The organism is Nostoc sp. TCL240-02 (assembly GCF_013343235.1).
Classification (GTDB): domain Bacteria; phylum Cyanobacteriota; class Cyanobacteriia; order Cyanobacteriales; family Nostocaceae; genus Nostoc.
The window spans coordinates 3980393-3993215 of sequence record NZ_CP040094.1 but is presented as its reverse complement, the minus strand read 5'-3'; the positions used below and the strand labels follow the sequence as shown (position 1 = coordinate 3993215).

Sequence of the window (12823 nt, the reverse complement as noted above, 5' to 3'; positions counted from 1 at the left end):
CAAGTCTCAAAGATTACTTTGATAAACTCAAAGCTAAACCCAAATAAATTACTAATTTACATGAAAATTTTAGTAGATAAAACGCTTGTTGTAATTTGCATTAAAAATGATGCACTAACCCTCTTAATATTATTTGAATAAATAAACCTCAGAAAGTTTTGTTTTCAATGAATCAGTAAATATGCTGATAGAAATCTGCGCGTTAATCAGTAACTCTAACTATTGCAAGCATAAACTCAAATTCTATATGTCTTTTTTGTTCCTAACAGATGAATTAGATATAACAATTGCCCGAAAAAAGGCTATTTGTCAGGAAAATGAGATATTTGTACTGAGGGATTTATAAAAACTTATTTAATAAAATATTTTATATATATATGCTTGTCGTTAAGAAGCATTAAGAAATCCTTATTAAAGAATATTGCAATACCTTGATTTAATTGCTAACGTGTGTATGACAAGGATGCTGATGAACGCTCTGATCTAGGAGAAATAAAATCTATGAGCTATAGCCATTCAGCCAAGTATGTAAGGCTTTGACGGGTTAAAAACAAGAAATTTCTGCCTCGTATAGACAATTATGAGGGATTGCAGATTAACCAAGAAATATCTCGTTGCCAAAGGCTTAATTTCAGTTTGATTTCAATTGCAATAGATTATTTGTCTTACTTGATGCCGACAAGCAAGTAACTCTTGATTGTGTATATCGGCAATAACGAAGAGGTTGGTAAGACTTAGATTTTGGAGGATAAAACCAATGGAGATTCAAGGTAAAGTTGCTCTGATTACAGGGGCTTCGCGTGGGATTGGACGAGCGATCGCCCTCGAACTAGCGCAACAAGGCATCAAGCGGCTGATATTGGTAGCACGCGATCGCCAAAAGTTAGTCGAGGTAGCTAAAGAAATCGAGGCGATGGGAACCGAAACTGCGATCGTGCCATTAGATTTGACTCAGACTATTGAAGTAAATATCGCTGTTGCCCAACTGTGGCGCAATTTCGGACAGATTCACCTGCTGGTTAATTGTGCGGGTGTCGCATACCAAAGCTCATTTTTGCAATCCAAGATGCCTCAAGTTCAAGAAGAAATTTCTGTGAACTTGTTAGGGATGTACAACCTCACGAGTCTGATCGCTCGACGTATGGTCAGCCAAAGGCAAGGGATAATCGTTAATGTATCGAGTCTGATGGGGAAGGTTGCAGCACCAACAATGGCGACATACTCAGCAACCAAGTTTGCCATCTTAGGATTCACCCAAGCTTTGCGCCAAGAACTAGCTGAACACAATATCCGAGTGATTGCATTACTGCCTTCTCTGACAGACACAGACATGGTGCGCGACTTAAAATTATTTCGCTGGGTGATCCCCATGACTCCGCAGCAAGTAGCCAAAGCACTCGTCGCCGGAATGCAGAATGATTCACCAGAAATTTTAGTCGGCTGGCAGAGTCATTTAGCCGTATTGTGTCAACGCCTTGCCCCTTGGTTATTAGAGCTAATTTTACGAATCGCAACTCCACCAGCGCCAAGAAAACAACAGCCTGCTGAAAGACTCAACAAGCTGATCCCGAAACTGAATTTTTTAAACAGAATCCATCGTTTCGGTGATTTGTTCTTGTCAAGAACATGATTTCTCGCGTGTCTGCACATAAGTCTTAAATTTTTTAGTGCATCGCTTATCCTACTGGGGTCAATTGCCTTTAGCTAAAAGGTGAAAACGGAAATACCCCATCGTATAAAACAGATTGACTGCAATTAGCAATCCTTTACCCCAGTAGGTTCGTGTGAAAGGAAACAGATAAATAGTTGCCCCTAGAACTAAGAGAATTTCTACCAAAGCTGCGATCGCCTACGGCGGGCGGGTACGCCATCGCACCATAATAATTTGAGTCCCAATAAGAAACGGGGCTAATAAAACGGTAATTACTGAAGGGAAAAAAGTGTCGGTGAGCGTCGTTGTTATGGACTGGTAAATCTAAAAGAGAATGTAGCACCATACTGGCAAAGCCAACTTCAATCAACTGCCAACTCCAGATATGGGCAATCAATATTCCAAGCAACGCTAGTGGAATTGAATGAAACGTACTGACAATAGCTTGCCAAAAAGGTTGATAATAAACTTCTGACCAAATCTGGCGTGTCGGCAGATGGTAAACAAACTTCATTAAAAAGTAGAACACAAAGATGGGAATATCTGGTAAGACTGCGCCGATGATAATTGCCGGACTTGCCTGAGTTCGCAATTGTTGATTGAAAATCAGCAAGTTGAGAATAGCGTGACTTGGAGTATTTATTGTATATACGCTGAGTTAAGTATTATTAAATACAAACGCAAGTTTTCTAGATATAACTCATATTGGAGCAACCAGAAATGCTTTCCTTCCCTACTACTCTCAGCAGTTTGCCCGAAATCATTGATGGCTTGCCGAATATTTCTGGTTGGGAAACAGAGGTTCTCTCTGTAGTTAACCACGATCAGCCAGTATTTTTACCAACAACAAATATCCGCCTAAAAGATGTAAATGCTGTGTTTGCGATCGCCTTACACATGCACCAGCCAACTATACCTGCTGGAAATGGCGGTACACTGATCAGCAATCTGCAATATATGTTTGAACATCCCAACGAGGGGGATAACCACAATGCAAGTCCTTTTGCATATTGTTACAGCCGTATGGGAGACTTGATCCCCGAACTTGTAAGTCAAGGTTGCAATCCCCGTGTGATGTTGGATTACTCAGGTAATCTTTTGTGGGGATTGCGGCAAATGGGACGCGGTGATGTTCTCGATAATCTCAAACGGATCACTTGCGATCGCAACTATCAACCTTATGTAGAATGGCTGGGTACAATGTGGGGTCATGCAGTTATTCCTTCTACACCCATAGCAGATATTAAATTGCATATCGTTGCATGGCAACATCACTTTGCGGCAATTTTTGGCTGGGAAGCACTAGCGCGAGTCAAAGGATTTTCACCTCCAGAAATGCACCTCCCAAATCACCCTGATGCTCTCTTTGAATTTGTAAAAGCGCTGAAAGAATGCGGATATCGCTGGTTACTCGTTCAAGAACATTCTGTAGAAACAATTAGCGGTCAATCACTTATCCACAAACATTTACCACATCGTTTGATTGCTCGCAATTCTCAAGGCGAAACAATTAGCATCACAGCCTTAATTAAAACCCAAGGTTCGGATACTAAATTAGTTGCACAAATGCAGCCTTATTATGAAGCTAAAACTTTATCCAAACAACAAATTGGTAGTGTTTTTGTGCCACCAATAGTTAGCCAAATTGGAGATGGTGAAAATGGCGGTGTGATGATGAATGAATTTCCCAGTGCTTTTAAACAAGCTTGGTGGGATATGGTCAATAATGGGGGAGGAAAATCAGGTGTTGTTGGAATGTGCGGTACAGAATATTTAGAATTTATCGAAGCTGCTGGATGTAAACCTGAAGACTATCCAACTTGTCAACCAGTGGGACAACATCAGATTTGGGAGAGAGTTTCACCAGGCAATAATCAACCGGAAGCTGTAGAAAATGCAATTCAAGAATTAAAACAAACAAACTCTAATTTTCATCTGGATGGAGCCTCATGGACAAATCATATCAGTTGGGTCAAAGGATATGAGAATGTGTTGTCTCCTATGTATCAATTAAGCAGTTTATTCCATCAAAGATTTGATCAATTACAGCAACTTAATTCAGCAGAACCTGTTACCAGACAATCTCACTATCGTAACCTTCTACTACACAACCTTTTGCTGCAAACCAGTTGTTTTCGTTATTGGGGACAAGGTGCTTGGACTGATCATGCAAGGGAAATTTATCAACGTGGCGAAAATTTATTGCAGATGAATTGAACTGAATAATGGGGCTGGGGAGTTAATTTTTGAGGAAATGCTCCCCAAGTTTTTTATACAGTTTTTGTATCGTCAGATGAATCGGAAAATAAAAATTCAGGTGAATTGAGATTTAGTTCAAGTAAGTGGGAAATCTAATTGTAGGTTCATGAGTGCTGCTATCCCAATGGAGTTAGCACCCTGGCATTAAAACTTACAATGAGGTAGTTGTGTTTCAAGTTGTTGTTGGTCATAGCGACGATCCTGATTCTCAAAATGCGATCGCTGAAGTTCTTCAAGAATGTAGCCGTTCTCTTGGGGGGTCAATTCCTCAAGCTGGAATTTTATTCACTGCTATAGACTTTGACCATGTGTTAATTTTACAGCGCATCCAAGACGCTTTCCCCGGAATTGAGTTGATTGGTGGAACGACAAATGGAGAAATCTCTTCAATTCTGGAGTTTCAGCAAGATTCTCTGACCTTAATGCTGTTTGCTAGCGATGAAGTGGAAATTTGTGCAGGTATTGGAAGAGGAGCCTCCAAAAATCCAGCCCTTGCAGCCCAAGAAGCGATCGCCCAAGCCAAGGCAAAGAGTGCATCTGTACCACAATTGTGCCTTACTTTCCCGGATAGTCTAACCAGCAATGGGGTTTTAATTTTAGAAGCTTTAAAACAAAGCCTGGGAGAAAATATTCCCATCATTGGGGGAATGACTGCCGATGACTATACCTTTGACAAAACCTACCAATTCTTCCAGGGTGAGGTATTGAGTGATTCTATTCCAGTGCTGCTATTCTCTGGAAAACTACTATTTTCTCACGGAGTTGCCTGTGGTTGGACTCCTATTAGTCAACGTAGCCGTGTAACTAAAGTGGATGGAAACGTAGTCTATGAAATTGATGGACAGCGTGCCTTAGATTTCTATCAGCATTATCTCGGTGAAGAAAGATTTGCATCCAATTATGCCATCTATGCTCTGGCAGTTTTTGAGGATCAAAATCATTTCTATTTACGGGCACCCAATGGCTACGATCAACAGTCTGGTAGCGTGAAGTTTTTTTTAGATATTCCTGAACAGGCCGTTGTACAAATCACCGATGCAACTCGTGACAATATTTTGTTAGCCTCTGAGACATCTTTGAAAAATGCTCTTGCCGATTATCCTGGTTTAAAGCCAACAGCAGCGTTGCTGATTTCCTGTGCAGCCCGTCGGCGAATTCTGGGAACTCTGACTAGAGAAGAGTATCAGCTTGTCAAAACTCATTTACCAGACGCATTGCCTTGTTGTGGTTTCTATGCTTATGGTGAAATTGCTCCTATAGCGAGTGGAGGCCAAACGCAAGTTCATAACAAAACCTTTGTCACACTGTTAATAGGAACAAAATGAGTTGTGTATGGATAACCAAGACAATTCCATACAGATGCAAGAGTTAGAAAAGACAAACCGTATCTTGCGGAAAAAGCTGGAACGCTGCGAATCTGAACGCCGCCAGCTAGAAACTGACATTTGCACAAAGGAATTTTTACTCAAGAAAGTCATTTGTGAGTTAGAAGATTCGCGCACAGATTTGCAGCACAGAGGGCAAGAGTTAGAAAATACGTTAGATAGTTTGCATCAAATGCAAGCTCAAATGATTCAAAGTGAAAAGATGTCTGCTCTTGGTCAAATGGTGGCAGGGATTGCTCATGAAATCAACAATCCCGTTAGCTTTATTTACGGAAATCTCAGCTATATTAGCCAATATATTCATGACTTACTGCGACTTGTCCAGCTTTATCACCGTTATTTCCCCAACCCACCGACTGAAATTCAAACTGAACGCAAAACCATCGATTTAGAGTTTCTAGAAAAAGATGCGATTATGGTATTGCGTTCAATGAATATTGGGACGGAGCGGATTCGAGAGATTGTGCTTTCACTACGTAACTTCTCGCGCCTGGATGAAAGTGAGTTCAAAGCCGTAGATATTCATGAAGGCATCGACAATACTTTGATGATTTTGCAACACCGCCTTAAAGCCACTGACAAAAGCCCAGTCATTCAGATTATCAAAGACTACGGTAATTTATCTCATGTAGAATGCTGCGCCGGACAGATCAACCAGGTGTTTATGAATATTTTAGTAAATGCACTCGATGCCTTGGAAGAATTCAATGCTAAACGAACTTATCAAGAAATCCGGGATAATCCCAGTATTATAACGATTCGTACCTCTGTCGTTGATTCACAATGGGTAAAAATTGCGATCGCTGACAATGGCTCTGGAATTCCTGAATCGATTCAAAAACAAATTTTCAATCCCTTCTTTACAACAAAACCTGTCGGTAAAGGGACAGGGATGGGAATGGCTATCAGCTATCAAATTATCACCGAAAAACATGGCGGCAAGTTAGAATTTTTTTCGACACCTGGAAAAGGAACGGAGTTTGTAGTTCAAATTCCTATCCAGCAGCAATTTCAGGAAATAATCTAATCTAATATAATCTTATCAAAGTAAAGGTAACAAAATTTCAAATTTTGTACCTATACCAATCTGGGAATGGAAATTTAATTTACCACCATGTCTCACGGTGATAATTCGATAACTTACTGCTAAACTAGTATTTTTACTATTCTTTGTTTCTAGAGAAAATGACTCCATAATTTGCTGTTGCAATTCTTGAGACATTCCAGGGCCATTGTCAGCAATGTGAATTAATACCCAACGAGAATCTGGTGCATTTGGATTGCTTGCTTCTTGCGAAATTACTTCTGTAGTAATCTCAATTCGAGGTTTTTGAACAGGATTTTTATCTTCTAAATGCAACTGTTGCCTAACAGCTTCATTGAGCAAAATATCTACAACCTCACTGAAAATATTCATCAAAACCTGGTTTAGCTGCCCTATAAAGCAATAAACTGGGGGTAACTGACCGTAGTATTTAACTATTTCAATTTCTCCTTGAAGACGGCTATTAATTAATAATATAATAGTATCTATACTAGCGTGTAAGTCTACTGGCTTTGGATAAAGTTCATCGATATGACAAAAGTTTTGTAAACTAGTAACAAGCTTTTTTAATCTTTCCGCTCCAGTACGGATACTAGCAAGCGATCGCGACAAATCTTGTTCTAAAAAATCAAATTCAATATCTTCTTTAATCTGATTAATTGCCTGCGAAACTGATGGTAACTCTTGATCGTAAGCAGCTATTAGCTTGAGTAAATCTTGGCTGTAGGTAGAAACATAAGTTATATTTCCCCAAATAAAACCCACTGGGTCTAAAATTTCGTGCGCTACGCCGTCTACCAAACGTCCCAGATTTGCCATTTTATCATTTTGAATCATTTGAGCTTGGCTGCGTTCATAGCGCACCAGATTGTCAATTCCTCGAATTTGCCAAGAAATAATATTCAATTCTTGGACATCTAACAATCTATAAGCACCAGATTCTGTGTGTACTACAATTGGTTCTGCTAATAATTCTGGCGATCGCTTTAAGCTAAGTTGCATCGCCGTTAAAATCGATGTTGTATCAGCAAGCAGCAACATCGGTATCCGCGCATAGCTGTAGAGAATGGCTAATGGTTGCTGAACCAACAACTCTTGTCCATAAGGACGAATTAAAAATTCCAGCAGTCGCCGCCGCGAAATCATCCCAATGAACTTTCCCTGTTCTACCAAAATTACTCCTGGTAACAGGGGGTATTTTTCTAAAAAATTAGCCACTTCCATCCCAGTGTGATTAATTTCCACAGGGAAGTTATACATTGGTAATTCTTGGAGGGTTGAATCTAAACCCAGATCGCGATCGCTACCAAGAGACAAAAATGGCGGTGAGATTTGGCAACTAAATTCTTCTGACACTAGACACCCTGGTTTTTACAAAGATTGGGTAAACAATAAGTTAATATTTTACATTCTGCCACCCTCGAAATGAGATCATGATGAAATACGTATGCTATTTTACACATATTTCGTCATGATCCCAACTTCTTTATCGAGATTTGCCCACACTTAATACAGTCGGTAATTGCTCAAAAGCCGACTCTAATATTGCCACCAAATCTACAGGTTAGCGCCAAGAATTAGATTCTTCCATGCGGGAGGCATTGGCTAAACCTTGTGCATTCTAATTTTTTTTAACTTTAGAGTCATAAGACTCATATTTGATTCTTGAAAAAATTTAGTATAGCTCAAAGAGGCTTATTGCCTGTTGCCCTCCTACACAAATTATGAATATCTAAGGCTGCTTTCTACTCTATTTCAGTTATCTATTTTTTGAAGTTGTTAATAGAGTTTGCTTCTCCAGGCGAGTTTGTAAATCTATAATCAGATTCTCTCCATCTCGTTGCGCCTCCCATAAACCAGAGTAGCGAGAGCCAATGCTCCACCTTCCTTGCATATAATCTTCGTTTTCTGAGACTGTTCCTGTGTATGTAACTGGTGAAGGCGAAGTTATTAAATAAAGCTTTGTAAAGCTGATATTACGTCCAATTACCTTACCGCTAACAGTCGCTTCTCCTAAATAGTTATCATCCAAAATAGAACCCTTGAGAACATTTCCATTTTGCACAAAAGTTGCTTCAAATCGACTTGGTATTTCATCTTGCCAGTAAGTTCCTAACCAATTACCATTTATGTCCGCCATAGAAGTTTACAGTAATTTATGTTTTTTAATCTATATTACTATTTTGTATAGCGTTAACGTGCCATCAAAGATTGACTCAACCAATATCCAATCGTCCCAAATATAATTATTAGTGTTACAGGCACAAACCATACCCCTAAATTGGGATTCTCTGTAGTTGCTAGATAGAATATTTGCCATTCAATATAAACAAATGTCCAAACCATTTCACTTTTTAACCAATTCAGCATTGAGCAAGCAATTTGATACTGTCGTAATGCATTCTCTTCGGTAATTACAACTAGATAATTAAATGTATGGGGATAACGACTAATAAATGTTAAAAGCCCATAAATTGCTAAACCCACAATTGGTAACAACCACAGAATTTTTTTGCTCCCCCAACCATTGGCTTTTCCATCAAATCCAAAGTGGATTGGTATCGTATCAGGTAATGTGAACCAAGCATAAATGGCGATGCCGAATAATCCCAAAAGTCCCGCAAGTGCGCTCAAATTTAGCATCTGTGCTAAATCCAATCCAAAAATTACAATAACAGGTTTATAAATACTCATATTAATAGCTTTTATAAGGTAATTTATTCTAACTTATCTTGACAAAAGGTAAATGATTTGAGTGCGGTACAATTTTAAACCTCACTGTTCTGTTAAACTATAGACACGTTTTAGTAAATGCGATCGCTACCCTCAGAATTGTCGCCTATCTTTTGGCATTAATAAGGGAATATCTGCTAGAAACGCTATTTTTACGGCGTTTCTAGCGACAATGGCAATCGAGTTTAGGTCTTGAGGAATGCCAGTAGATCGGTGTTAAATTGCTCTCGATGCGTGCTGTACAATCCGTGGCCTGCGCCAGGATAGACCTTTAGAGTCGCTCCCTTGACAATCTGCGAGGAGAGAAGAGCAGAGTTAGCGATCGGCACAATTTGGTCGTCGTCACCATGAACGATTAGCGTTGGCACGTCGAATTTCTTGAGGTCGTCGGTGAAGTCAGTTTCCGAGAATGCCTTGATGCAATCGAGTGCGCCCTTGAGGCCGACCTGCATACTCTGGAGCCAGAATTGCTGACGGAGACCTTGCGAGACTTGAGTACCTGGTCTGTTAGCACCGTAGAATGACTCACTGAGATCCTCGTAGAACTGTGAACGGTCGTTTGCAACACCCGTGCGGATGCTATTAAAGACTTCAATCGGCAGTCCGCCAGGATTAGCTTCGGTTTTCAGCATCAGAGGTGGCACTGCGCCCACTAGCACAACTTTTGCAACGCGATTTGTGCCGTGGCGACCGATATAACGGGTGACTTCACCGCCGCCCGTCGAGTGACCAACTAGGACTACATCATTGAGATCCAGTGTCTCAATGAGCATAGCAAGGTCGTCTGCGTAGGTATCCATATCATTGCTGTTCCAAGATTGGCTTGACCGCCCATGTCCACGACGGTCATGGGCGATGGCGCGATAGCCGTTATCTGCCACTAAAACCAGTTGCTCATCCCAAGCATCAGCATTGAGCGGCCAACCATGACTGAAAACTACGGGTTGTCCTATCCCCCAGTCTTTGTAATATATCTGCGTGCCATCTTTCGTTGCGATTGTACTCATATTTGTGTCACCTTTAGGCTGGTCCTAAAACTCCAAAACCAGAGTGTTCAAAACTTTGACTTTACATGAACTCTACAACAGTAGGGGGAGACTACAAAAAAGATATTACCAGCCGTGTTTCGAGTTTATTGTTGTGTAGTGTGAATCTGGGCTATGAGTAACGGTATCTTTTTTTTGGCTTGTGCCTAAGCAATCATAAAACTTTTCGGTTTAGTAACAAAGCGTATTTAAGCAGAAAATCTCTCTATGTGATGAAGATTGAATATTAACAGTGAATTAATGTTCTTGAATACACACAAAAAGAGAGGGTTTTTGCTATGGTTGCCGATGTATTCGAGTTACCAGCACCGTCGGTAAACTCTATTGTTGGACATTTATTTGAACTCGGACAAGACCCATTAGAATTTCTTACCCGTTGTCGTGACTATGGTGATATTGTTCCCTTACAGTTAGGGTTAACATCTAGTTGTTTAATAACTAATCCTGAATATATAGAAGAAGTTCTCAAAAATCGCAACGATTTTATTAAAAGCCGAGGCTTACGTGCCTTAAAAAGTTTACTAGGAGAAGGGTTATTAAGCGCAGAAGGAGAATCGTGGTTTTGGCAACGTCGTCTTGCCCAACCAGTATTTCACCAAAAACGGATTAATGGATATAGCCAAACAATGGTTGAGTACACCAACCGAATGGTTCAAACTTGGCACGATGGTGAAACTCATGACATTCATGAAGATATGATGCGCTTAACACTACAAATAGTTATGAAGTGCATATTTAGCGCTGATATAGATGCAGGAGAAGCAAAAGTTGTTGCCAATGCGCTAGATGTGGCAATGCAATGGTTTGAAAGTAAGCGGCGGCAAAATTTTCTGGTATTGGAGTGGTTCCCGAGACCTGAAAACCTTCGTTATCGTGATGCTATTACCCAAATGGATGAAGCTATTTATAAACTGATTCAAGAGCGTCGCAACAGTGGGGAAAAAACCAATGATTTGTTGACAATGCTAATGGAAGCGAAAGACGAACAAACTCTTCAACAGATGGATGACAAACTGCTACGAGATGAAGTCGCCACTTTAATGTTGGCAGGGCATGAAACAACTGCAAATACTTTATCTTGGACATGGATGCTCTTAGCACAAAACCCCGAAGTGCGTGAAAAATTAGAATCAGAGTTAAATCAAGTTCTGCAAGGAAAGTTACCAACTCTCCAAGACCTTGGGCAGTTAGTTTATACACAACAAATTATCAAAGAATCAATGCGATTATATCCTCCAGTACCTCTCATGGGGCGCGAAGCAGCAGTAGATACTCAGATTGGTGATTACGAAATTCCTCAAGGCATGGCAATCATGATTAGCCAATGGGTAATGCACCGTCATCCAAAGTATTTTGAGAATCCTGAAGCTTTTCAACCAGAAAGATGGACACAGGAGTTTGAAAAGCAGCTACCTAAAGGAACATATATACCCTTTGGGGATGGGCCAAGGATTTGTATTGGTAAAGGTTTTGCTCAGATGGAAGCGGCTTTGTTATTGGCGACTATCGCTCAACGCTTCCAAATAGATTTATTGCCAGGATATCTAATCGTGCCACAGCCTTCAATAACCTTACGCCCAGAAAACGGTCTGAAGGTGAAACTCAAGCAGATTGCATTAGACACTTCTAAATAAATTCTATTTAATATTTGGTTTTGAAATCATACAGTTGCCGAAAGTTCAGGGTTTATGTAACCTTAAAACCAAGAGATTATCCTTGAGTATAAATACTCCTCTTGGTCAACGAATCACAGAGCAAACTTATGGTTACAGTCACAAAAAGATAACAGTTAACATCCTATGCAGCAGTCCAAAAGAGGCAATTACCGGGATTTTTGGCGACAGCTTGTTACGTTGGCTGCAATCTTTGGTGCTTTCGTTATCAACGTACTATCGAACGTTTTTCCGCTCAATGGACTCAGTATAGGGGAAATTTCCAATACTTTGTTTAAAAATGTCCTGATTATCCCTGCCAATTACGCCTTTGCTATCTGGGGGCTGATTTACCTTGGTTTGTTTGCTTTTGGGATATACCAAGCTTTACCTAACCAACGAGATGAGCCTGATTTATGTAAGACAGGTTATCTGTTGGTGATTGCCTGTGTTGCTCAAAGTATCTGGGTATATCTGTTTTTGTCTAGGCTTTTTGCTCTTTCTGTAATTGCAATGCTTTTGATTCTGCTGCCCCTGATTGGTGTTTATGTACAGTTAGAAATTGGTAAATCACGTGTACCTAGGCTGAAAAAATGGTGTATTCACTTTCCGATCAGCATTTATCTAGGCTGGATTAGCGTGGCGACCATCGTCAATGTAGCGTGTGCCTTGTATTTTCACGGGTGGAACGGTTGGGGGATTTTTGCCATAACATGGACTCTCATCATGGTATTGATAGCAACAGCAGTTGCAGCAGTTATAGTTATCCAGCGTCGAGACATCGCTTATGCAGGAGTAATACTCTGGGCACTAGTAGGAATTGCACTCAAACACTCTAGACATCTCCAAAATAGTATCATTCTGTGATAAAAGAACATTAGAGAAGTTTTTTGACACATAAATATGAGTGATATACTGAAGCACATTGAAGAAAATCCTAAAGAAACACGGAGGTTAATTGGCCTGGAGTATGAACAGTTACAACAATTAATCAAAAATGCCGAACAATTAAATTATGAAAAACAAGCTTTAAAAGAATAAAAAAAAATTAG

General features: G+C 40.1%; 12 protein-coding genes. 7 read left to right on the top strand and 5 right to left on the bottom strand.

The window, feature by feature from the left end:
- The first annotated feature begins 757 nt into the window (after positions 1-757).
- A complete protein-coding gene (locus tag FBB35_RS17030; protein ID WP_174710643.1) occupies positions 758-1630 on the top strand; it encodes an SDR family oxidoreductase in 873 nt (290 codons plus the stop codon).
- Positions 1631-1766: 136 nt separating this feature from the next.
- On the opposite strand, the gene FBB35_RS17025 is transcribed toward FBB35_RS17030, so the two are convergent.
- The gene (locus FBB35_RS17025; protein WP_254625592.1) at positions 1767-2243 is read right to left on the bottom strand and encodes a hypothetical protein; all 477 of its coding nucleotides are present in this window, start codon (positions 2241-2243) and stop codon (positions 1767-1769) included.
- Between the two features lie 128 nt (positions 2244-2371).
- Here FBB35_RS17025 and FBB35_RS17020 point away from each other — a divergent pair, with 128 nt between their 5' ends.
- The 3 genes from FBB35_RS17020 to FBB35_RS17010 all read left to right on the top strand — a co-directional run bounded on the left by FBB35_RS17020 (position 2372) and on the right by FBB35_RS17010 (position 6322).
- Positions 2372-3868, top strand: a complete 1497-nt coding sequence (locus FBB35_RS17020; protein WP_174710642.1) for a glycosyl hydrolase family 57 — start codon at positions 2372-2374, stop codon at positions 3866-3868.
- A gap of 209 nt (positions 3869-4077) precedes the next feature.
- Positions 4078-5235, top strand: a complete 1158-nt coding sequence (locus FBB35_RS17015; RefSeq protein ID WP_174710641.1) for an FIST signal transduction protein — start codon at positions 4078-4080, stop codon at positions 5233-5235.
- Between the two features lie 7 nt (positions 5236-5242).
- Positions 5243-6322, top strand: a complete 1080-nt coding sequence (locus tag FBB35_RS17010) for a sensor histidine kinase (protein WP_174710640.1) — start codon at positions 5243-5245, stop codon at positions 6320-6322.
- A gap of 15 nt (positions 6323-6337) precedes the next feature.
- On the opposite strand, the gene FBB35_RS17005 is transcribed toward FBB35_RS17010, so the two are convergent.
- The 4 genes from FBB35_RS17005 to FBB35_RS16990 all read right to left on the bottom strand — a co-directional run bounded on the left by FBB35_RS17005 (position 6338) and on the right by FBB35_RS16990 (position 10080).
- Positions 6338-7696, bottom strand: coding sequence for a sensor histidine kinase (locus FBB35_RS17005; RefSeq protein WP_174710639.1), 1359 nt, complete (start codon positions 7694-7696; stop codon positions 6338-6340).
- A gap of 403 nt (positions 7697-8099) precedes the next feature.
- Positions 8100-8480, bottom strand: coding sequence for a hypothetical protein (locus FBB35_RS17000; RefSeq protein ID WP_174710638.1), 381 nt, complete (start codon positions 8478-8480; stop codon positions 8100-8102).
- A gap of 53 nt (positions 8481-8533) precedes the next feature.
- Positions 8534-9034, bottom strand: coding sequence for a DUF1648 domain-containing protein (locus tag FBB35_RS16995; protein WP_174710637.1), 501 nt, complete (start codon positions 9032-9034; stop codon positions 8534-8536).
- 224 nt (positions 9035-9258) lie between these two features.
- Positions 9259-10080 carry an alpha/beta fold hydrolase gene (locus FBB35_RS16990; protein ID WP_174710636.1) on the bottom strand — a complete coding sequence of 274 codons (822 nt, stop codon included), beginning with the start codon at positions 10078-10080 and terminating at the stop codon, positions 9259-9261.
- Between the two features lie 317 nt (positions 10081-10397).
- Here FBB35_RS16990 and FBB35_RS16985 point away from each other — a divergent pair, with 317 nt between their 5' ends.
- From FBB35_RS16985 to FBB35_RS34780, 3 genes are all read left to right on the top strand, one after another.
- Positions 10398-11753: a cytochrome P450 gene (locus FBB35_RS16985; RefSeq protein ID WP_174710635.1), complete on the top strand. Its 1356-nt coding sequence runs from the start codon at positions 10398-10400 to the stop codon at positions 11751-11753.
- 165 nt (positions 11754-11918) lie between these two features.
- Positions 11919-12638 (top strand): tryptophan-rich sensory protein, encoded by a 720-nt coding sequence (locus tag FBB35_RS16980; RefSeq protein WP_174710634.1) that lies wholly within the window; start codon positions 11919-11921, stop codon positions 12636-12638.
- Positions 12639-12674: 36 nt separating this feature from the next.
- Positions 12675-12812 (top strand): hypothetical protein, encoded by a 138-nt coding sequence (locus FBB35_RS34780; protein WP_254625591.1) that lies wholly within the window; start codon positions 12675-12677, stop codon positions 12810-12812.
- Positions 12813-12823: the final 11 nt, after the last annotated feature.

What these genes read in the sequence shown, in the direction of transcription:
- FBB35_RS16985 (WP_174710635.1), top strand. Translation starts at nt 10,398, where the DNA reads ATGGTTGCCGATGTATTCGAGTTACCAGCACCGTCGGTAAACTCTATT.
- FBB35_RS16980 (WP_174710634.1), top strand. Translation starts at nt 11,919, where the DNA reads ATGCAGCAGTCCAAAAGAGGCAATTACCGGGATTTTTGGCGACAGCTT.
- FBB35_RS17010 (WP_174710640.1), top strand. Translation starts at nt 5,243, where the DNA reads ATGGATAACCAAGACAATTCCATACAGATGCAAGAGTTAGAAAAGACA.
- FBB35_RS17030 (WP_174710643.1), top strand. Translation starts at nt 758, where the DNA reads ATGGAGATTCAAGGTAAAGTTGCTCTGATTACAGGGGCTTCGCGTGGG.
- FBB35_RS17020 (WP_174710642.1), top strand. Translation starts at nt 2,372, where the DNA reads ATGCTTTCCTTCCCTACTACTCTCAGCAGTTTGCCCGAAATCATTGAT.
- FBB35_RS34780 (WP_254625591.1), top strand. Translation starts at nt 12,675, where the DNA reads ATGAGTGATATACTGAAGCACATTGAAGAAAATCCTAAAGAAACACGG.
- FBB35_RS16995 (WP_174710637.1), bottom strand. Translation starts at nt 9,034, where the DNA reads ATGAGTATTTATAAACCTGTTATTGTAATTTTTGGATTGGATTTAGCA.
- FBB35_RS17000 (WP_174710638.1), bottom strand. Translation starts at nt 8,480, where the DNA reads ATGGCGGACATAAATGGTAATTGGTTAGGAACTTACTGGCAAGATGAA.
- FBB35_RS16990 (WP_174710636.1), bottom strand. Translation starts at nt 10,080, where the DNA reads ATGAGTACAATCGCAACGAAAGATGGCACGCAGATATATTACAAAGAC.